This is a genomic window from Janthinobacterium sp. PC23-8, from assembly GCF_002250505.1.
In the GTDB taxonomy this organism is placed as follows: domain Bacteria; phylum Pseudomonadota; class Gammaproteobacteria; order Burkholderiales; family Burkholderiaceae_D; genus Janthinobacterium.
In genome coordinates this window covers 1-21,234 of sequence record NZ_NJGY01000001.1, presented here as the reverse complement: position 1 = coordinate 21,234, position 21,234 = coordinate 1, and the positions used below count along the sequence as shown (strand labels likewise).

Sequence of the window (21,234 nt, the reverse complement as noted above, 5' to 3'; positions counted from 1 at the left end):
TCAAGGCAAGGTGGCCAGGGTGCCGGCCCACGAATAACCGACGCCAAAGCCGAGCAGCAGGGCGGTATCGCCAGAGCGGATGCGACCGCTCGCGCGGGCCCTGGCAATGGCGATCGGGATGGTAGACGACACCGTATTGCCGACGGTATCGAGTTCGATGATGAATTTTTCGGCAGGAATCTTCATTTTCTTGCGCAAGGCTTCCAGCATGAACTGGTTTGCCTGATGCAAGATCACATGGTCGATGTCATCGAGCGTCTTGCCGGCCTCATCGAGCAGTTCGCGCATCACGCGCGGCACCGAAGACAGGGTGAACTGCATGATTTCGGCGCCATCCATGAACAGCTGGTCCTGGCTGCGCACATTGCCGGCGGCGTCTTCCTTTTCCACCGCGCTGGCGGCGCTGTGCGGCATGCGCATGCCGCCGGCGGGCACCATCAGATTGGCGGCGCCGGCGCCGTCTGTGCCCAGTACAAAGGGGCCGAGCGCCGCTGGTCCGTCGGCGGCCGCGACCAGCGTGGCCGAGGCGCCATCGCCAAACAGCGTGCGCACGCTGCGGTCAAGGGGGTTGATCAGCTTGGAATACGTGTCAGCCGTTAATAATAATACCTGCCTGCGGATACCTGCTTCGATCAGGCCCTTGGCCAGCGCCAGTCCATACACATAGCCCGAGCAGCCAAGATTGATATCGAGCGCGCCGCACGAGGTCGGCAGCGCCAGGCGCGCTTGCAACAGGCAGGCGGTGGTGGGCAACAGATAGTCGGGGGCCTGCGTGCACAGGATGATGAAATCGACTGCATGGCGGTCGATGTCGTGTGTCTCGAACAGCGCGTTGGCAGCATGGAAGGCCAGGTCGCCGGCGGTTTCATCGCTTGCCGCAATATGGCGCCGCACGATACCGGTCTTGTCGGCAATCTTTTGTGCCGGCCAGTCGGGGAATATCTGCGCCAGAGCGTCGTTGTCCAGCGTTGCTTCAGGCAAGTGATAGGCAATGGCGGCGATGCGGGCTTGTGACATGGCCATCTGTCAGTCTCCGGCCGCTGGTTCGGCGATGACCGTGTCGCCGACGTCGAACGAGATCGCAGGCAGGCCCGCACACCAGCGCCGCCAGATGCTGCGCAGGGCAAGTTCAAGTCCTTGCGCGATCACTGCAGGCTGTCCGGTCGCCGCGTTGTTCATGCGGTCGCGCATCGCAGGCCTGAGAGCGCTGAAGCTGTCGATGTTGCTGGCGAAGCGCTGGCCTTTTGCCAGGAAGTCCGCTTCGTCTAGCGCAATGAATTCATCGAGGCCGGTCGCCGACAGGATGGCGGACGTCACGTGGCCCGGCAAGGTTCGTCCGCGCAGCGTGAGCGTGGGCACGCCCATCCACAGCGCGTGAAAACCGGTGGTGCCACTGGTGTAGGGCGAGGTGTCGAGGCAAATGTCGACCTGGTGATGCAGCCCCAGGTAGTCGCGGGTATTGGTGTAGCCGTAAAATGTCAGGCGCGTCGAGGCGATGCCTTCTTGATGGAACCAGGAACGCAGCATGTCGCTGGTCTGCTTGTTGGGCATGGCAGCGACCAGCATTCTTGCACTCGGCACCAGGCGCAGCAATTTGGCCCAGCGGGCGATCACACTACGGTTCAGTTTGCCTGCCCGGTTGAAGCTGCCAAAAGTCATGTAGCCATTGGCAAGCGCTGGCGCTGGGCCGATATCAGGCGCGTCGGGCGAGGGCAGGAACGGTGCGGTCGCCGGCAGGCGCAGCAGCTTCTCGGTGAATTGCGCATCAAGCGTACCCGGTGGCGAAAGGTGTCGATCTGTCAGAAAATAATCCATTGCCTGCAAACCGGTGGTACCTGGATAACCGATCCAGCTCAGCTGCAGCGGCGCCGGTTTGCGCGCAAACGCTGGCAGGCGGTTGAAGCCGGTGTGGCCCGACAGGTCGATCAGGATGTCGATGGCGTCGCTGGTGACCAGTTGCGCCAGTTCCGCATGGGTCAGTTTTTCGACCTGGCGCCATATATGGGCAAGACCGTGCAGATGCCGGCTGACGTGGTCATCGTGGAAGCTGTTGGCGTAAATCACGATTTCCAGGCGCGGCGACAGAGCCAGGTGCTCCAGAATAGGCGTAATGAAATGCGCTACTGCATGATTGTACAGGTCGGCGGACACAAAGCCGATGCGCAGGCGGCGCTCGGGGTCGCGCACGTTGGCATGCTGCGGCCACGCAGCGCGCAGCGGCGCCTCGAAATGCTCGGCATACTTCAGGTGTTCCGCAAGCAGGGCGGCGACGTCGATATCCTGGCTATGCGTAAGATAGAACAACAGGTTGCTGTGCAGTTCGTCCCAGTCCGGATTGATCTTCAGTGCCTGGCGGGCATGCGCGATGGCCTTGTCGATGCGGCCCAGACGGGTCAGTGCGGCGCTGATATTAATGTGCGCCCGGCGGTGATGCGGATCGAGCTTGGCCACGGTTTCAAAGCTGCTGACAGCCTCGCTGAGGCGTCCCATCTCCATCAGGCAGGTGCCCAGGTTGACATGCGCGGCGGTGGATTTAGGCCCCAGCTTTACGGCGCGCCTGCAGCTGTCCAGCGCGGCGTCCTGTTGCCCCATGGTGTTCAGGACGGCGGCGATATTGCTATGGGTGATGGGATTGTTCGGCGCCAGTACAGCCACTTGCCGGAAAGAAGCCAGCGCCTGTTCCAGCTGGCCGTCTTCCTGCAGCGCCATGCCGAGGTTGTTCAAGGCGTCGATATTGTGCGGTTCGAGCAACAGCGCCGCCTGGTAGATGGCGATCGCCGGTTCCTTGCGCCGGGTTTCGCGCAGCAGATCGGCATAATGCAGCATCGGCGCGGCGACGGTGGCGTCGAGCGCGATCGCCTGGCGGTAGGCGCTTTCCGCCTCGGCCGTCTCGCCCAGCGCATGCAGGCTGCGTCCCAGGCCGTGGAAGTGGGCGGCAATGGCCGCCGGCAGCGCGGTGGCGGCGCGGTAGCTGGCGGCAGCTTGCGCGTTGCGGTCCAGCCTGAACAGCACATTGCCCAGACCGCCATGCGCCATGGCGTTGGCAGGGTCGCCCTGCAGCGCCGCCGCATAGCTTTGCATGGCTGGCTCCGGCCGGTTCAGCGCCACTTGCACATCGCCCAGCTTGCGATGCAGATCGGCGGTCGCGGGCGCCAGCGCCAAAGCCTGGCGGTAGCTCGCTTCGGCCGCCTGGAATTGTTGCTGCGCCTGTAAAATGTCGCCCTTGCCCGCATGGGCAATGGCCAGCGCAGGATCGAGCTCGAGCGCGCCACGGTAGCATTCGGCCGCTTCCTTCAGGTGTCCTTGCGCCTGCAGCGCATCGCCCAGGCGGCTCAGGGCCTCGGCAAAGGCGGGCGCCAGTTCCAAGGCGCGCATGAAACACGGCATGGCCAGGTCGGGCTGGCCGCCATCCATATGGGCATTGCCCAGGTGCAGATGGGTTTCGGCGTCGCCGGGCGCCAGTTCCACCGTTTTTTGCAGGGCCGCCAAGCCATCCTTGCCCTGCAGCTGCAAGGCCATGGCCAGCACGCTCCAGAGCAGCGCCGAAGCAGGGTAGAGCTCGAGCAGGGCGCGTGTCGCCTGTTCCATTTCCCCATGCTCGCCGCTCTCATGCAGGACAACGATATGATCGATCTCCTGTTGAGTGGGCTGCTGCCCGTCACTGGGCGGCGGTGCTGCGGAATCGGTAGCGTGCATGGAAGAAATAAGAGTGAGTGCCACCCTCAATTGTAAGGGCTGGCAGTGCTTTAGAGAAATATCTTCTTCATAAACTTCACTTTGAAAAAAATGGCGTGGACATCTTGCGATGTCCACGCCATTCTACCTTGCAGCTTGCCTGCAATCAGCCATTTACATATTCGGATAATTCGGCCCGCCGCCGCCTTCCGGCGTGACCCACACGATATTTTGCGTCGGGTCCTTGATATCGCAGGTTTTGCAGTGCACGCAGTTCTGCGCATTGATCTGCAAGCGTTCGGCGCCATCGTCGTTTTTTACGAACTCATAGACGCCGGCCGGACAGTAACGCGCTTCCGGACCGGCATAGGTGGCCAGGTTGACATCGACCGGCACGCTGGCATTTTTTAACGTCAGGTGGATAGGCTGGTCTTCGGCGTGGTTGGTGTTCGAGATGAACACCGACGACATCTTGTCGAAAGTGAGTTTGCCGTCCGGCTTCGGATAGACGATTTTTTTCGATTGCGCCGCCGGCTTCAGGCATTCGTGATCGCCATGCGTGTGGTGCAGGGTCCACGGCGCCTTGCCGCGCAAGAGTATCTGATCGATACCCGTCATCAGGCTGCCCAGGTACAGGCCTTTCGACAGCCATGGCTTGACATTGCGCGCCACATGCAGCTCTTCATGCAGCCACGATTGTTCGAAAGCAACGGGATAGCTGGCCAGTTCGTCGTGCTGGCGCTGTTCGCCCAGCGCGCCGAACGCCGCTTCGGCCGCCAGCATGCCGCTCTTGATGGCCGCGTGGCTGCCCTTGATGCGGCTCATGTTCAAAAAGCCCGCATCGCAGCCGATCAGCGCGCCGCCGGCAAATACCAGTTTCGGCAAACATTGCAGGCCGCCGGCCGTGATCGCGCGCGCGCCGTACGAGATGCGCTTGCCGCCTTCGAAGAATTTGCGGATTTCCGGATGGGTCTTGTAGCGCTGGAACTCCTCGTACGGCGACAGATACGGGTTTTCATAGGCCAGGCCCACCACGTAGCCGACCATCACCTGGTTGTTTTCCAGGTGGTACAGGAAGGAGCCGCCATAGGTTTTGGCGTCCAGCGGCCAGCCGGTCGAGTGGATCACCAGGCCGGGTTGATGTTGGGCCTGGTCGATTTCCCACAGCTCCTTGATGCCGATGCCGTACGATTGCGGGTCCTTGCCCGCGTTCAGGTCGTATTTTGCCATCAACTGCTTGCCCAGGTGGCCGCGCGCGCCTTCGGCGAACAGCGTGTATTTGGCGTGCAATTCCATGCCCAGCTGGAAGTCCGGACCCGGTTCGCCGTCGCGCTTGACACCCATGTTGCCGGTGGCCACGCCCTTCACGGCGCCGTCGTCGTTGTACAGGATTTCTGCGGCCGGAAAGCCCGGGAAGATGTCCACGCCCAGGTTTTCCGCCTGCTGGCCCATCCAGCGCACCACATTGCCCAGCGAGACGATGTAGTTACCATGGTTTTCAAAGCAGGCCGGCACGGCGAAATTCGGCGTTTTATAGGCTTTGGTTTCGGTCAGGAACAGGATGCGGTCTTCCGTCACTGCGGTGTTCAGCGGCGCGCCCAGTTCCTTCCAGTTCGGGATCAGTTCGGTCAACGCTTTTGGGTCCATGATGGCGCCCGACAGGATATGGGCGCCCAGTTCGCCGCCTTTTTCCAGCACGCAGACCGACACTTCCTGGCCTTTTTCGGCAGCCAGCTGTTTCAGGCGGATGGCGCTAGCCAGGCCGGCCGGGCCACCGCCGACGATCACCACGTCGTACTCCATGGTCTCGCGCGGTCCGTACTGTTCAATTAAGTTATTTGGCTGTGTCATGGTCTCGTTTTATGGTTACTGAATTTTGTGAATCGGGAAGCGCAGGGGAATTTAAGCACGAGTGTGCTTGTTTTTGGCGCGGATTGCAACTTTGGCGCCATTTTGCGGGACATTGCCCCACGCCGCAATCTAATTCCGGGCATTTTGTGTAATGATGGCGTTTACTTTATCCCAGCCGTGGCGGGCAGGAAGTTGTCCGGTTGCCAATACTAGAGGCAAAGTGTTGTTCAAAACAGAATAGGAGTAGCTCGTGGGCATAGAAGTCAATTTCGAGGGCAAGATCGCCCTGATTACAGGCGCGTCCAGCGGCCTTGGCGCGCGCTTTGCGAAAGTGCTGGCGCAGGCCGGCGCCCAGGTCGTGCTGGCCTCGCGCCGCACCGAGCGGCTCAAGGAGTTGCGTGCCGAGATCGAAGCCGATGGCGGCGCCGCCCACGTGGTGTCGCTCGACGTGACCGACTTTGCCAGCATCAAGTCGGCCATCGCCCATGCGGAAACGGAAGCCGGACCGATCGATATCCTGGTCAACAATTCCGGCGTGTCAACCACCCAGCGCCTGGTCGACGTCACGCCCGAGGATTACGCCTTCGTGATGGACACCAATTTGCGCGGCTCGTTCTTCGTGGCCCAGCAAACGGCCAAGCGCATGATCGCGCGCGCCAAGGGCGATCCGAAAAAACAGCACCGCATCATCAATATCGCCTCCATGGCCGGCTTGCAGGTGTTGCCGCAGATCGGCGTCTATTGCATGAGCAAGGCCGGCATGGTGCACATGACGCGCGCCATGGCGGTGGAGTGGGGCAAGTACGGCATCAATACCAACGCCATCTGCCCAGGCTATATTTCGACCGAAATCAATGAAGACTATTTTGCCACCGAGCAGGGCAAGAAGCTGATCGAAATGCTGCCCAACAAGCGCCCGGGCAAGCCGGAAGACCTCGATGGATTGCTGTTATTGCTTGCTGGCGAGGATTCGCACTTTATCAATGGCGCCATCATTTCAGCCGATGGAGGTATGACCGGCTTTTGACATTGACCTGGAGCATTGCTTTAACACTGCCTGACGGCTATGATGGGTGCTTTCGATTTCCTGCGACTGCTGGATCATCGCTCTGACTTGAGTTTATTTTAATATTTCAATATTGAAATAGTGTTTTTATATATTAATTCATGATCTGGCAGCTTGAAAGTGATCGGATTAATTTTGACATCAGATTTATTGAGAATGAAATGAAAACTACTTCCGCTGCGGTCGAACGCGCTGTTAGTCTGGCATCAGGAAAAATTTTTGACCCGGATGTGTTTAAAGAGGTCGGATTTTTCGTCATGCGCGATGCGATTCCCGAGGCTGTCGTGCAGCGTTGGCAGATGGAGTGGAATGATTTTTATACCAATCAGTTGAAAAATGGCCGTAGTGTCAATCGTGCCAATCCGGTGGCGTTGACCGAGAAATTGCCCGGCACCCTGGCGACCATGTACCGCGAGCCGATTTTTGCGGAGACATTGAAGCATGTTTTTGGCGAACATGTGGCATTATATAATCACCGTTTCGTCATCAAAGATGCGTATAGCCTCGATAAAGTATTTCTGCACCAGGATTCCTGTTATCACTTGGGTAGCCTGAATAAATGCAGTGTGTTTGTACCTCTCAGTATTGTCAATGAAGATAATGGTGGATTAAGTTTTCATGCGGGATCGCATAAAATGGGATTTTTGGGCGATGCTGGAGAAATCGATCCGAGCAGTTTTGATATGGTCTGGCCAAAAGTCACGCCGGCATTACACCCAGGTGATTTTGTTGTCATGAACAGTTCCCTATGGCATGAGTCAGGGCCGAACAAGAATGGCGTTAATCGTATTTTGGCGGACATGATAATGCAGCCGGCCAATGATCCGACTGGCAAGGAGTTGCTGAGCGGTACTTGGCAAACCGATTTTTTTTATTCGCCACTGAATTGTATTCGTTACTTTTCAAATTCCAGAGTTTTGAAGATCATCAAGTATGAAAAAGAGCTGAATACGCTCCTGGCGCGCTAAAACCATATGAAGTTGCATTAAGCTGATTTGTTATTATTCTGAATGGTGATGTGGAGCAATGCATAACGAGGCAGAAGGTCTGATCCATTGTACAGCCTTACGTCGTTTTGAATTTTGAACGAACAGGAGCTATACCATGCGCTGGTTGTTGGAACATCCGGGTGAACACGCAGTTACTTCTGCCAAGCAAATTCATACCTTGGATCTTCCCATTCTTTAGGTAAACAAATACTGCCCTCGCAATTGCCGAATCGAGGCGGCTCGACCTGACCTCGGACCTGTTCAGATGGCGGTGTTCCATCGGGGCGGATTGTTAGCGCGGCAATTGCAAGCCCACTAGCTTGTGCACCAGCTCCGACGACGTTGACGCGGCAAACTTGCGCATCAGCTTGGCGCGGTGCATTTCCACCGTGCGCGGACTGAGGTCGATCTGGCGCGCGATCAGCTTGCTGGTCTTGCCCTCCACCAGCAGCGCGGCGATTTCGCGTTCGCGCGGCGTCAGTTGCGCCGTTACCGGGCGTTGTTCGCTGACATCCTCGAACGTCCAGATACCGGCGCCCAATGGCTGGCCCGGCAGCATGGCGTGGCCCGTCACATGGCACCAGAACAATTCGCCATTCCCGCGGCGCATGATGCGCTCGTCCGAATAGCGCCCTTTGGCGTTCATGATGGGGATGATGCGCTCACCGGTGCGCAGGAATTCATCGTGGGTGGGATACAGTACTTCGAAGGACTGGCCGTCGAGCTGCGCGCGCGTGTAGCCGAACATGGCTGCCAGCGCTTCGTTGCAGCTACGCATGATGCGGTGCTCCGACATGCACATGCCGACCGGCGCGTGCAGGAAGATGCTTTCATAGTCGATCGCTGTCGTGGCATTCATCGGATGGGGATCACTCTCACAGGGCGAACCGCGGCACGGCGCCGGTAGTTCTACGGTATTGTACTTTCGACGGGCGTATTTTATGCTCACTTGCTGCAGGCGTCGGCGATCCATGCCAAGATGCCGCAAAGAATTTCACAATAAAGTTCAACACACCAGAGGGACACCCATGAATAAAGTTTATCCTGACGCCGCCGCAGCGTTGGCAGGCATCGTCCAGGACGGCCAGACCATCGCCGTCGGCGGCTTCGGCCTGTGCGGCATCCCCGAAGCCCTGATTGGCGCCTTGCGCGATTCGGGCGTGACCGGCCTGACCGCCATTTCCAACAATGCCGGCGTGGACGGCTTCGGCCTGGGCCAGTTGCTCACCACGCGCCAGATCAAGAAGATGATCGCCTCCTACGTGGGTGAAAACAAGGAATTCGCGCGCCAGTACCTGGCCGGCGAGCTGGAACTGGAATTCACGCCGCAGGGCACCCTGGCGGAAAAATTGCGCGCCGGCGGCGCCGGCATTCCCGCCTTCTTTACCAGGACCGGCGTGGGCACCATCGTCGCCGACGGCAAGGAATTGCGTGAATTCGACGGCGAACAATATGTGATGGAACGCAGCCTGGTGGCCGATGTGTCGCTGGTCAAGGCCTACATGGCCGACCGCGCCGGCAACCTGGTGTACCGCAAGACGGCGCGCAACTTCAATCCGAACGTGGCCATGGCCGGCAAAATCACCATCGTTGAAGTGGAAAAGCTGGTCGAAGTGGGCGAAATCGACCCGGACCACGTGCATACGCCGAGCATTTTCGTGCACCGCATCGTGGTCAACGCCACGCCGGAAAAACGCATCGAGCAGCGCACCGTGCGCAGCGCAGCATAAAAAAGATATCGGAGATAGACATGGCTTGGACTCGTGATGAAATGGCGGCGCGTGCCGCGAAAGAATTGCAGGATGGTTTTTATGTGAACCTGGGCATCGGCTTGCCGACCCTGGTGGCCAATTATGTGCCGGACAATATCGAAGTGTTCCTGCAGTCGGAAAACGGCTTGCTGGGCATCGGCCCGTTCCCGCTTGATACCGAAGTCGATGCCGACCTGATCAACGCAGGCAAGCAGACCGTCACCGCCTTGCCGGGTGCGGCCTACTTCAGTTCGGCCGATTCCTTCGGCATGATCCGCGGCGGCAAGATCAACCTGGCCATCCTGGGCGCCATGCAGGTGTCGGAAAAAGGCGACCTGGCGAATTGGATGATTCCAGGCAAGATGGTCAAGGGCATGGGCGGCGCCATGGATCTGGTGGCCGGCGTCAAGCGCGTGGTGGTGCTGATGGAGCACGTGGCCACTGCCAAGGACGGCAGCACCTCGCACAAGCTGCTGAAACAGTGCGACCTGCCGCTGACGGGCGTGGGCGTGGTCGACGTCATCATCAGCGATCTTGGCGTGATCGATGTGACGGAAAACGGCCTGAAACTGGTCGAACTGGCGCCGGGCGTGAGCAAGGAACAGATCCAGGCGGCCACGGGTGCGGAACTGGACGTGTCCGCAGTGTAATTGCTGGCAGTACTTGATCAATAGCGGCGGACAGCGATGTCCGCCGTTTGTTTTTTTTGCGGCGCTGGCTTGCGGCCAGACGGTATTTGCCTGATAATGAGAATACTTCTCATTATTATCGACTGACCTTCAGGCAGTCTTCTCTCATGCCTGCGAGCAAGCCTTTCACCGACCCTGATGTGCAGCATGGCCACGCCGTGGGCCGGCTGTATGGCGAGCATCATGGCTGGCTGCTGTCGTGGCTGCGGCTCAAGCTCGGTTCCAGCCACCTGGCGGCCGACCTGGCTCAGGACACTTTTTTGCGCGTGCTGGCCACCCGCGCCGGCGTGACGCTGCTGCAACCGCGCGCCTACCTGCGCACCATCGCGCACGGCCTGGCCGTCAATTACTGGCGCCGCTGCGATCTCGAACGCGCCTGGCTGGAGGCGCTGGCCGCCATGCCCGAGGCACTGGCGCCGTCGCCGGAAGAGCGCTTGCTGGTGCTGGAGACCTTGCACCGTCTCGATGCCATGCTGGCGCGCCTGCCGCACAAGGCGCGGCTCGCCTTTCTCATGCATCAGCTCGACGGCAGCGGTTATGCCGAGATCGCCTTTGAGCTGGGCGTCTCCGAACGCATGGTGCGCAAATACATGGCGCAAGTCATGTTGCATTGCCTGTGCCTGCAGCAGGACGATTGAGATGCACGCCAGCACCGTCGCGCGCGAACGCTATATCGTCCTGCAACAGGCGGCTGCCTGGTTTGCCTTGCTCGAATCAGGCGAAGCTGGCGAGGCCGAGCGTGCCAAGTGGCAGCGCTGGCTGCAGGCCGATCCCCTGCACGCCGACACCTGGCGCCAGGTGCAGGCGATCAGCGGCCAGTTTCGCGACCTGCCGCAGGCGCCTGCGCGCGCCGCGCTGGCCACCAGACCTGCGCATGGCCGGCGCGCCGTTGCCGCCATGCTGGTGGCCGCTGTCGGTGGCCTGGCGCTATGGTGGCGCGATGATGTGCGGCCCGATGACGTATTGGCCGAGGCCGGCAGCCACGCCAGCGGCGTCGGCCAGCTACGCCGGCTGCGCCTGCCCGATGGCGGCCAGTTGCAACTCGATACGGACAGCCTGGTCGATATCGATTATGGCGCCCGCGCGCGGCGCATCGTGCTGCGCCAGGGTCGCATCGCGCTCAGCACCGCTGCTGACACCGTATACCCGCAGCGCCCGCTGCTGGTCTGCACGGCGCAGGGCAGCCTGCGCGCACTGGGCACGCGCTTCGAGGTGCGGCAAGATGCAGCGCTTACCTTGCTGCGGGTGCAGCAGGGCGCGGTGGAAATCACGCCGCGCCACGGCCCGCCGGTGGTGGTGCCGGCCGGGCAGGGCGCGCAATTTGGTCCCGGGCGGGTGGCCGCTCTGACGCCAAGCGGCCAGGCGGCGCCAGCCTGGACGCGGCGCATGCTGCTGGCCGACAATATGCGCCTGGCGGACTTCGTGCAGGAATTGTCGCGCTACCGGTACGGCTACCTGGGCTGCGATCCGCAGGTGGCGAACTTGCGCCTGGTGGGCGCTTATCCGCTTGACGACCAGGACGCCATCCTGGCCATGCTTGAAGCGAGCTTGCCGGTGCGCGTGCGGCGCAGCATGCCATGGTGGGTGACGATTGCGCCGCGCGACGGCGTGCCGTAAAAATATTTCTCAAACGGAGTTCCGCTTTTCAGCGCTCGATTGGCAAACAAGAGAACGCTGAATTTCAACTGAAAGGACTCCATGTCATCCTCTACCGCCCCACGCCGTTACCAGCTGGCCCTGGCTATCCATCTTGCCCTGCTGGCGCTGCCGGCCCTTGCCGTGCAAGCACCGGCTTCCTTGCAGGCCGCCGATGCCGGCCAGGTTCGCCAGTACGACTTGCCGGCCGGGCTGCTCAGCACGGCGCTGAGTCGTTTCGCCAGCGAAGCCGGCATCGCGCTGTCGGCCGACGCCCGTCTGACCGATGGCAAGCATGCGCCCGCCCTGGCGGGCAGCCATACGCCGGCACAGGGCTTGCAGTTGCTGCTGGCCGGCAGCGGCCTGGAAGCGGTGTTGCGCGCGCCGGGCAGCTATGTGCTGCGGGTACAGGCGGCGGCAACGCGTGAGCAGGCCATGGCGGTCATTACCGTGGTCGGCAACTGGCTGGCCCACCCCGATGCGCACTCGAGCTTTGAACATGGCGGCGCGCGCGATGTGGTGGGGCGCGACGAGATGGTGCGCCTGGGCGCGACCGATGCGCGTGACGTGCTCAATCGCATCCCTGGCGTGTCGGCGCCTGCCAACAATGGCACGGGCAGCCACGACATGGCCCTGAACTTCGGCGTGCGCGGCCTGAACCCGCGCCTGGCGGCCCGTTCGACCGTGCTGATGGACGGCGTCCCGGTGCCGTTCGCGCCGTATGGCCAGCCGCAATTGTCGTTCGCCCCGATTTCCATGGGCAATATGGATGCGGTCGACGTGGTGCGCGGCGGCGGCGCCGTGCGCTATGGTCCGCAAAACGTGGGCGGCATCGTCAACTTCGTCACGCGTGCGATCCCTGACAAGGCCTCGGCCGAGGCCAGCGTGCAGGCCGAACAAAGCCCGTCCTCGTCCAGCGACAGCATCAGGACGCACACCAGCCTGATGCTGGGCGGCACCTTGGACAACGGCCTGGGCGGCGCCGTCCTGTACAGCGGCGTGCGCGGCAGCGACTGGCGCGAACGCAGCGAGACGACGATCGACGACCTGATCCTCAAAGGGCGCTACCGCATCGATGGCGCCAGCAGCGTGTCGGCCATGCTGCAGCGCTATGACGGCGAAGCCGACATGCCGGGCGGCCTGACCAGCGCCGCCTTTGCGCGCGACCCGTATCAGTCGACGCGGCCCCATGACAATTTCTGGGGCCGGCGCAACCTGGCCAGCCTCGCCTACGAATACAAGCCCGACCGCCAGCGCCAGTTCACCATGCAGGCGTTTTATACCGACACCTTGCGCAGCGGCTACCTGGACCAGGGCCGCAACCTGACCCTGTCGCCGCGCAACTACACAGTGCGCGGGGTGGAAACGCGCTACTCGCAGGCATTCCGGGCAGGGCAGGTGCGCCATGAAATCGGCGTCGGCCACCGCTTTGTCGACGAGTCCAGCCATGAGCTGCGCTACTGGCGCCTCAAGAGCGGCGCCATGCTGCCAACCGAAAGCAGCCCGATCGACCGCGATACCTCGGGCTCAACACGCGCCCACGCGCTGTTTATCGACGACCGCATCGATGTCGGCAGCTGGACCGTCACGCCCGGTCTGCGCAACGAGCGCATCCGCTCGTACCAGGACAACAATCTCACCGGCAAGCGCGACGGCGGCAACTACAATGTGCTGCTGCCGGCCCTGAGCGCCATCTATCACGTCAGCGATGCGTGGAATCTGTATGCCAGCGGCGACAGCTCGTTTGGCACGGTGCAGTACAGCAAAATGGCCAATGCCGTCGTCAGCGGCGGCGCCGAACCGGAAAAAGCCCGCTCATGGGAAGTGGGCACGCGCTACCAGCAAGGCCCTTGGCGCCTCGATGCCAATCTGTTCCTGATTCGTTTCAGCAACCAGTACGAAAGCAACCAGCAAAACAACAGCGTCTACGCACGCGGCAAGACGCGCCATCGCGGCCTGGAAAGCAGCGTGCAGTATGAATTGGGTAACGGGCTTGATGTCTACGCCAGCTATGCGCTGGTCGACGCGGCCATCAAGGAAGATGGCCCGAACTTCGGCAAGCAGGTGCCGTTTTCGCCGCGCCACAAAGGCACGGCCGGCCTGGCCTGGAAGGGCGGCAAATGGCGTGCCAGCGTCGATGGCCTGTTCGAAGGCGGGCAGTACGCCGACAGCGCCAACACCGTGGCGGAAAATGCTGCCGGCAACAATGGCCGCATTCCCGGCTACGGCGTATGGGCTGCGCGCGGCAGCGTCGATATTGCCAGCCTGCCGGCCGCGTTGCGTTTGAGCCTGGGCGTGAAAAACCTGTTCGACCGCCGCTATTTCACGCGCTCCTTCGACGACAACAACCTGGGCAAATACGTGGCCCAGCCGCGCACGGTGTATGTGCAGCTGAGCAGCCGTTTCTAACGTTAAAAATGGGTGACATGGATGACGCCCATAAAAAAACCCCGCAGATCGCTCTGCGGGGTTTTTTTGGCCTAGTGAAAGCTTACTTCACGATACTGACTGCGGGTGCGATGTAAGCATCATCGGCGGGGCTGGTCGGATGGGCCAGCTCGCTGTGCAGCTTGTCCATATCCAGCTCTTTTTCCCATTTCGACACGACGATGGTGGCTACGCCGTTGCCGACGAAGTTGGTCAGCGCGCGGCATTCGCTCATGAAGCGGTCGATGCCCAGGATCAGCGCCATGCCGGCCACCGGGATTGTCGGCACCACGGCCAGGGTGGCGGCCAGGGTGATGAAGCCGGCGCCGGTAATGCCGGAAGCGCCTTTCGAGGTCAGCATCGCCACGCCCAGGATGGTCAGCTCCTGCCAGATGGTCAGTTCCGTGTTGGTCGCTTGCGCCACGAACAGGGCGGCCATGGTCATGTAGATATTGGTGCCGTCCAGGTTGAACGAGTAACCGGTAGGCACCACCAGGCCAACGACCGGCTTGGAGCAACCCAGGCGTTCGAGTTTTTTCATCAGGGCCGGCAGGGCCGATTCCGACGAGCTGGTGCCGAGCACGATCAGCAGTTCTTCCTTGATGTACAGCAGGAAGCGGCCGATCGAGAAGCCGGTATAGCGGGCGATCAGGCCCAGCACCACGAACACGAACAGGAAGCAGGTCAGGTAGAACGAGCCCATCAGTTTGGCCAGCGGGATCAGCGAAGCCAGGCCGTATTTACCGATGGTAAAGGCCATCGCGCCGAAGGCGCCGACCGGAGCGACTTTCATGATGATGTTGACCATGCCGAAGATGGCGTGCGACAGTTCGTCGATCAGCTTGGTGACCGGACGGCCACGCTCGCCCAGCAGCGACAGCGAGAAGCCGAACAGGATGGCGATCAGCAGCACTTGCAGGATGTCGCCCTTGGCGAACGCATCGACGAAGGTCTTCGGGATGATGTTCATCAGGAAGTCGGTGGTCGTCAGGCCTTCGGCGTGCGTGTATTGCGCGATCGACTTGGCGTCCAGGTGGGCCGGATCGGCGTTGAAGCCGGCGCCCGGTTTCAGGATATTAGCCACCAGCAAGCCGATCGCCAGCGCGAAGGTGGAAACGACTTCGAAGTAGAGCAGGGCCTTGCCGCCGACGCGGCCGATTTTCTTGACGTCCTGCATGCCGGCGATGCCGGACACCACGGTACAGAAAATCACCGGGGCGATGATCATCTTGATCAGTTTGATGAAGCCGTCGCCGAGCGGCTTCATGTCGACGGCGTTCGATGGATAGAACACCCCCAGCAGCACGCCGGCCACGATGGCGAACAGCACCTGTACATACAGGATTTTGTAGAATGGTTTTTTCACGGAAGTCTCCTCTTGCGGGTTGATGGATGCGATCATCCGCGTATTGGTTCGCCCGCTCAATTGTGGATAACCGCAGATATGCACATTTTGTATATCGGGTATCAGACAATGGGAAATCGATGGTGGGCATGCTGCGCCGCAGCAAAGGCGGACCAATTCAGCCGTGCGCTTGGAGCATTGCCCGCGCTGCGCTACACTTCGCCAGAGGCTTGCGCGCAGCACCCGTCAGGGGGCACGGCGCGCCGCTGTTTTTCCATCGATGACACCACCTGGAACTCGCATGATCGAAGCCCGTATCCACACCGTCCAGTGCATTTCGCCGGCCGGCCTGCACAGCATGTCCTATAAAGAATGGGGCGCGCCCGACAATCCCGATGTGCTGGTGTGCGCCCATGGCGTCACGCGCGTGGGCGACGATTTCGACAGCCTGGCGCAAGCCATGGCCAGCGACTACCGCGTGATCTGCCCCGACGTGGTCGGGCGCGGCCGTTCCGGCTGGCTGGCCAACCCCGAGTTCTACCGCGTGCCGCAATACGTGAGCGACATGGTGACCCTGCTGGCGCGCGTGCTGGCCAATGGCGAGCGCCAGACGGTGGACTGGTTCGGCACCTCGATGGGCGGCTTGATCGGCCTGGGCCTGGCGTCCTTGCCGCACAGCCCGGTCAGCAAGCTGATCCTCAACGATATCGGCCCCACGCTGGCGCCCGAGGCCTTGCGGCGCATCGGCGACTATATCGGCCAGGACCTGCGCTTCGACACGTTTGAACAGGGTGCGCAGTTTGTGCGCGACGTGTCGGCCAGTTTCGGCCCGCACACCGAGCTTGAATGGCACAAGCTGGCGCAGGACGTGCTGCGCCAGGATGCCGATGGCTGCTGGCGCCGCCATTACGACATGGGGCTGGCGCTGCCGTTCCGCTCGGCCACGCCGGAATCGGCCGCGCGCGACGAAGCCATGCTGTGGGCCGCCTACGACGCCGTGCGCTGCCCGACCCTGCTGGTGCGCGGCGCCGACTCGGACTTGCTGTCGCACGCCACGGCGCAAGCCATGCTGCAGCGCGGCCCGAAGGCGCAACTGGTGGAAATTGCCGGCGTCGGCCACGCGCCCACCTTTATCCATGACGAGCAGATCGCCATCGTGCGCCAGTTTTTGTTGAACAAGTAGCTGCGGCTGCGTTTTACCGATTTTGAAACAAACGAAAGAAATAGCATGGAAATTACCCGCTTGCACGTAGGCAAACGCCTGTCCGAAGTCGCCATCCATAACGGCACCATCTACCTGGCCGGCCAGATCGCCGAAGACACCACCCAGGATATCAATGGCCAGACGCGCGAAGTGCTGGGCCACATCGACCGCCTCCTGGCGGAAGCGGGCAGCGACAAGACCTGCATCCTGTCGTGCCAGATCTATATCGCCGACATGCAGCATTTTGCCGGCATGAACGAGGTGTGGGACGACTGGGTCGCCGCTGGCCACACGCCGCCGCGCGCCACCGTCGAAGCGAAACTGGCCAATCCGGCATGCCTGGTTGAAATCGTCATCATCGCTGCGGAACGTTAAGGCCACCATGGTTTCCACTTCGGCCCCCAATAGCGCCACCTCGGAACAACTGGTCGAGGGCCTGAGTGCGCCGGACAGCGCGCGCGTGCTCGATGCGCTCGCCTACGCCACCGAGGCCTACGGCGACAAGCAGACCTTTGTCGGCCGCCCCGCGCTTGATTTTGCCATCGGCGTGGCCACCACCCTGGCTTTCTTGCGCAGCGATGCGGAAACCCGCATCGCCGGCCTGATGTTCGAGCTGACCCTGTTGGAGCCCGATACGGCGGCCGATATCGAGCCGCGTTTCGGCAAGCAGGTGTGCGACCTGGCCACCGGCGTGCGCCAGCTGATCCGCTTGCGCGCGCTGAACCAGAGCTCGTATGCGGGCGGCGCCGGCGGCCGCGGCAAGAACGCGGCCCAGCAGGCCGTGGCGCAAGTGGAAACCCTGCGCAAGATGCTGCTGGCCATGGCCTCGGACATGCGCGTGGTGCTGGTGCGCCTGGCGTCGTGCGTGACCACCTTGCGCTACTTTGCCGAGATCAAGCTGTTCAACGACATGACGCGCGAATACGGCCGGGAAACACTGGACCTGTACGCGCCGCTGGCCAACCGGCTCGGCATCTGGCAGCTGAAGTGGGAACTGGAAGACCTGTCGTTCCGTTTCATCGAGCCGGAAGCCTATAAACGCATCGCCAAGATGCTGGAAGAGAAACGCATGATGCGCGAGGGCTTTGTCTCCTCGGCCATTTTGCGCCTGCAGACAGAGCTGGCTGCGGCCGGCATCGAGGCCGAAGTGTTCGGCCGCCCGAAACATATCTACAGCATCTGGAACAAGATGCGCGGCAAGGAACTCGATTTCACGGCACTGTACGATGTGCGCGCGTTTCGCGTGATCGTCGCCGACGTCAAGACCTGTTATACGGTGCTGGGCGTGGTGCACAATATCTGGACCCCGATCCCCAAGGAATTCGACGATTATATTTCGCGTCCGAAACCCAATGGCTACCAGTCGCTGCACACGGTGGTGATGGCCGACGACAGCCGGCCGCTGGAAGTGCAAATCCGCACCAATGAAATGCACAGCTTTGCCGAATACGGCGTGGCCGCGCACTGGCGCTACAAGGAAGAGGGCGGCTCGAACTTTGCAGGCCAAAAATACGACGAAAAGATCGCCTGGCTGCGCCAGTTGCTGGCCTGGAAAACCGAGGTGGCCGACGCCGTTGTCGGCCAGGAAGAGATCCAGCGCGAATGGGTGGAAAAGCTCAAGTCCGCCACCCTGGATGACCGTATTTTCGTCATGACGCCGCAGGCGCGCGTGCTGGAATTGCCGGTCGGCGCCACGCCGGTCGACTTTGCCTACCACCTGCACAGCGACGTGGGACACCGTTGCCGTGGCGCCAAGGTCGACGGCGTGATGGTGCCCCTGAACACCCAGTTGAAAAACGGCCAGACCTGCGAAATCATTACCGCCAAGGGCGCGCCGGGCACGGCCGGGCCGTCGCGCGACTGGCTCGGCGCCGGCTACGCCGTCAGCACCCGCACGCGCTCGAAAATCCGCGCCTGGTTCCATGCGATCGATATCCAGGAAACCCTGGGCCACGGCCGCGCGCTGGTGGAAAAATCGTTGCAGCGCGAAGGCAAGACGGCCGTCAACCTCGAAGCGCTGGCGCAAAAGCTGGGCTTTGGCAAGGTCGATGAATTGTTTCTGGCGGTCGGCAAGGATGAATTCAGCCTGCGCCATGTCGAGCAGGCGCTGCACGACACGGGCGAAGTGGTGGAGCCGGAGGACGCGGTGCTGGTCGGCAAAAGCCGCGCCTCCAGCGTGGAGCAGGGCGCCAAGTCCGGCGTGCTGGTGGTTGGCACGGAAGGCCTGATGACGGTGCTGGCCAAATGCTGCAAACCGGCGCCGCCGGACAGCATCGTCGGTTTTGTGACGCGCGGCAAGGGCGTCTCGATCCACCGCGCCACCTGCAAGAACTTCGAGGAAATGCGCGCGAAGGCGCCCGAGCGCGTGATTTTTACCGAGTGGGGCAGCACCGGCGGGCAAGATACGGTCTACCCGGTCGACATCTTCATCCTCGCCGGCGACCGCCAGGGCCTGCTGCGCGATATCTCCGAGATTTTCTCGCGTGAAAAAATCAACGTCATCGGCGTCAACACCCAAAGCGCCAAGGGCCAGGCCCGCATGACCTTTACGGCCGAGATCAGCTCGACGGCGCAGTTGCTCAAGGCCTTGAATGTGATCAAGGATGTCAGCGGCGTGCTCGAAGCGCGGCGCAGCTGACAGTTGTTCCTGTGCGGGCGGCTGCTTGCCGCCTGGCTTTCTTGTTGTCTCCCTGCTCCTCATGATGCGTCCTGCGCCGGCAGGGGACGTCCCTTCTTTCCATGAAGCATCGATGTTAATTTTATCAATATTTTATCCAAGATAAAATATTGGCAATGGGAAATGATATCATTGCAAGAAATTTTCGCTATCCTGGCGAAAGATGGCCGTAGCAGACTGCGGTAACTCCTTGAAAATCCCATGAACCGCATCTACCGCTCCATCTGGAACCAGGCCACGGGCGCCTATGCCGCCGTTTCCGAAAACGTCAAATCGGCCGGCAAGCGCTCCATGCCCGGGAGTAGCGGCGGCGCGCATTTTGCGCTGACCAGCATGGCGGCGGCGCTGATGCTCGGCTACGGCAGCCTGGCGCTGGCCGGACCGACGGGCGGCACGGTGGTGGCGGGCCAGGCAAACATTAGCGGTGCGCCCGGTTCGACGGTGATCCACCAGGGCAGCCAGAACGCGGTCATCAACTGGGCCAACTTCAATATCAACAAGGGCGAGTCGGTGCAGTTCGTGCAGCCCAACAGCAATGCGGTGGCCCTGAACCGGGTGCTGGGCAATGACGGCACCACGATTTTGGGTAAGCTGTCGGCCAACGGCAAGGTGTTTATCGTCAACCCGAACGGCGTGCTGTTCGGCCAGGGCGCGTCGGTCAATACGGCCGGCCTGGTGGCCTCCACGCTCGATATCAACAACGCCGACTTTATGTCGGGCAACTACAAATTTGCCGGCAATGGCGCGGGCAAAGTGCTGAACCAGGGCGCGCTCAGCGCGCCGGGCGGTTTTGTAGCCTTGCTGGGCGCGCAGGTGTCGAATGAAGGCACGATCCAGGCGCGGCTCGGTTCGGTGGCGCTGGCCGCCGGCCAGGCGATCACGCTCGATGTGGCTGGCGACGGCTTGCTGAACGTGGCGGTGGACCGCGGCGCGGTGGGCGCGCTGGTGCAAAATGGCGGCCTGATCCGGGCCAATGGCGGCAGCGTGGTGATGACGGCGCAGGCCGCCGGCAAGCTGCTCAAAACCGTGGTCAACAACACCGGCGTGATCGAGGCGCACACGATAGACACGCGCGGCGGTACCATCAAACTGCTGGGCGACATGCAAAGCGGTACGGTGAACGCGGCCGGCACCCTGGACGCCAGCGCGCCCGACGGCGGCAATGGCGGCTTTATCGACACCTCGGCCGCGCATGTAAAGCTCGATGACACATTGAAGGTTACGACGGCATCGAGCAAGGGCCTGACCGGCACCTGGCTGATCGATCCGACCGACTTCACGATTGCCGCCACCGACGGCGACCAGACCGGCGCGTTCTATACCAATGCGCTCAAGAGCAACAATGTCACCATCCAGACCCTGGCCACGGGCGCAGGAGCCGGCGACATCAATGTCAACGACAATATCGCGTGGAACGCCAACACGCTTACGCTCACGGCCCACAACAGCATCAATATCAACCGCGCGCTGCGCGGCGCCGGCACGGCCAGCCTGGCGCTGGAATATGGCCAGAGCGCAGTAGCGGCGAACAATACCGCTACCTACAACGTCAAGGCCGAAGTCGACCTGCCGTCGGGCCAGAACTTCAGCACCAAACAGGGCAGCGACGGCGTGGCGACCGTGTACACGGTGATCAACAGCCTGGGCGCGCCTGGCAGCAGCACCGGCACCGACCTGCAGGGCCTGGGCCTGGGCGGCAGCTATGCCCTGGGCAGCAATCTCGACCTCAGCGCCACCAGCGGCTGGAATGCCAACAGCGGCTTTATGCCGATCGGCAGCGATGGCGCGCCGTTTGCCGGCGCCTTCGATGGCCTGGGCCATGAGCTGCATGGCCTGACCATCGCCCGCACCGACACCGCCCCCGTGGGCCTGTTCGGCAATATCGGCGCCACTGGTGCGGTGCGCAACCTGGGCTTGGTCGGCGT

Annotated in this window: 16 protein-coding genes; 11 read left to right on the top strand and 5 right to left on the bottom strand. The window is 61.7% G+C overall.

Annotated features, from left to right (window positions below; all coding sequences use genetic code 11):
• The 3 genes from CD932_RS00080 to CD932_RS00070 all read right to left on the bottom strand — a co-directional run bounded on the left by CD932_RS00080 (position 1) and on the right by CD932_RS00070 (position 5,526).
• Positions 1-1,023, bottom strand: a complete 1,023-nt coding sequence (locus tag CD932_RS00080) for a ketoacyl-ACP synthase III (protein ID WP_094440852.1) — start codon at positions 1,021-1,023, stop codon at positions 1-3.
• A gap of 3 nt (positions 1,024-1,026) precedes the next feature.
• Positions 1,027-3,588 carry a tetratricopeptide repeat protein gene (locus CD932_RS00075; protein ID WP_176460821.1) on the bottom strand — a complete coding sequence of 854 codons (2,562 nt, stop codon included), beginning with the start codon at positions 3,586-3,588 and terminating at the stop codon, positions 1,027-1,029.
• Positions 3,589-3,849: 261 nt separating this feature from the next.
• Positions 3,850-5,526, bottom strand: coding sequence for an electron transfer flavoprotein-ubiquinone oxidoreductase (locus CD932_RS00070; RefSeq protein ID WP_176460820.1), 1,677 nt, complete (start codon positions 5,524-5,526; stop codon positions 3,850-3,852).
• A gap of 250 nt (positions 5,527-5,776) precedes the next feature.
• Between CD932_RS00070 and CD932_RS00065 the strand changes: the two genes are divergently transcribed.
• Together CD932_RS00065 and CD932_RS00060 are read left to right on the top strand one after the other, a co-directional pair.
• Positions 5,777-6,553, top strand: coding sequence for an SDR family oxidoreductase (locus CD932_RS00065; protein ID WP_094440849.1), 777 nt, complete (start codon positions 5,777-5,779; stop codon positions 6,551-6,553).
• A 200-nt stretch (positions 6,554-6,753) separates the two neighbouring features.
• Entirely contained in the window at positions 6,754-7,560 is an 807-nt protein-coding gene (locus CD932_RS00060) for a phytanoyl-CoA dioxygenase family protein (protein ID WP_094443357.1), read from the top strand.
• Positions 7,561-7,873: 313 nt separating this feature from the next.
• Here the strand turns inward: CD932_RS00060 and CD932_RS00055 are convergent, their stop codons facing one another.
• A complete protein-coding gene (locus CD932_RS00055) occupies positions 7,874-8,440 on the bottom strand; it encodes a LuxR C-terminal-related transcriptional regulator (RefSeq protein WP_094440848.1) in 567 nt (188 codons plus the stop codon).
• Positions 8,441-8,609: 169 nt separating this feature from the next.
• Here CD932_RS00055 and CD932_RS00050 point away from each other — a divergent pair, with 169 nt between their 5' ends.
• The 5 genes from CD932_RS00050 (at position 8,610) to fecA (ending at position 14,065) form a co-directional block, all read left to right on the top strand.
• A complete protein-coding gene (locus CD932_RS00050) occupies positions 8,610-9,311 on the top strand; it encodes a CoA transferase subunit A (RefSeq protein WP_094440847.1) in 702 nt (233 codons plus the stop codon).
• Positions 9,312-9,331: 20 nt separating this feature from the next.
• Positions 9,332-9,982, top strand: a complete 651-nt coding sequence (locus CD932_RS00045; RefSeq protein WP_094440846.1) for a CoA transferase subunit B — start codon at positions 9,332-9,334, stop codon at positions 9,980-9,982.
• Between the two features lie 146 nt (positions 9,983-10,128).
• The gene (locus tag CD932_RS00040) at positions 10,129-10,659 is read left to right on the top strand and encodes a sigma-70 family RNA polymerase sigma factor (RefSeq protein WP_094440845.1); all 531 of its coding nucleotides are present in this window, start codon (positions 10,129-10,131) and stop codon (positions 10,657-10,659) included.
• A 1-nt stretch (position 10,660) separates the two neighbouring features.
• Positions 10,661-11,638: a FecR domain-containing protein gene (locus CD932_RS00035; protein WP_094440844.1), complete on the top strand. Its 978-nt coding sequence runs from the start codon at positions 10,661-10,663 to the stop codon at positions 11,636-11,638.
• 81 nt (positions 11,639-11,719) lie between these two features.
• Complete coding sequence (gene fecA / locus CD932_RS00030) at positions 11,720-14,065, top strand: TonB-dependent Fe(3+) dicitrate receptor FecA (protein ID WP_094440843.1); 2,346 nt, start codon at positions 11,720-11,722, stop codon at positions 14,063-14,065.
• A gap of 82 nt (positions 14,066-14,147) precedes the next feature.
• On the opposite strand, the gene CD932_RS00025 is transcribed toward fecA, so the two are convergent.
• On the bottom strand, positions 14,148-15,485 hold the full coding sequence (locus tag CD932_RS00025) for a dicarboxylate/amino acid:cation symporter (protein WP_217907225.1): 1,338 nt from the start codon (positions 15,483-15,485) through the stop codon (positions 14,148-14,150).
• A 244-nt stretch (positions 15,486-15,729) separates the two neighbouring features.
• On the opposite strand from CD932_RS00025, the gene CD932_RS00020 reads away from it, so the two are divergent.
• From CD932_RS00020 to CD932_RS00005, 4 genes are all read left to right on the top strand, one after another.
• Positions 15,730-16,611 (top strand): alpha/beta fold hydrolase, encoded by an 882-nt coding sequence (locus CD932_RS00020; RefSeq protein WP_094440842.1) that lies wholly within the window; start codon positions 15,730-15,732, stop codon positions 16,609-16,611.
• 45 nt (positions 16,612-16,656) lie between these two features.
• The gene (locus CD932_RS00015; RefSeq protein WP_094440841.1) at positions 16,657-17,007 is read left to right on the top strand and encodes a RidA family protein; all 351 of its coding nucleotides are present in this window, start codon (positions 16,657-16,659) and stop codon (positions 17,005-17,007) included.
• Between the two features lie 7 nt (positions 17,008-17,014).
• Entirely contained in the window at positions 17,015-19,270 is a 2,256-nt protein-coding gene (locus CD932_RS00010; protein WP_094440840.1) for a bifunctional (p)ppGpp synthetase/guanosine-3',5'-bis(diphosphate) 3'-pyrophosphohydrolase, read from the top strand.
• A 240-nt stretch (positions 19,271-19,510) separates the two neighbouring features.
• On the top strand, positions 19,511-21,234 hold a 1,724-nt coding region (locus CD932_RS00005), incomplete at its 3' end, for a filamentous hemagglutinin N-terminal domain-containing protein (protein WP_141213136.1).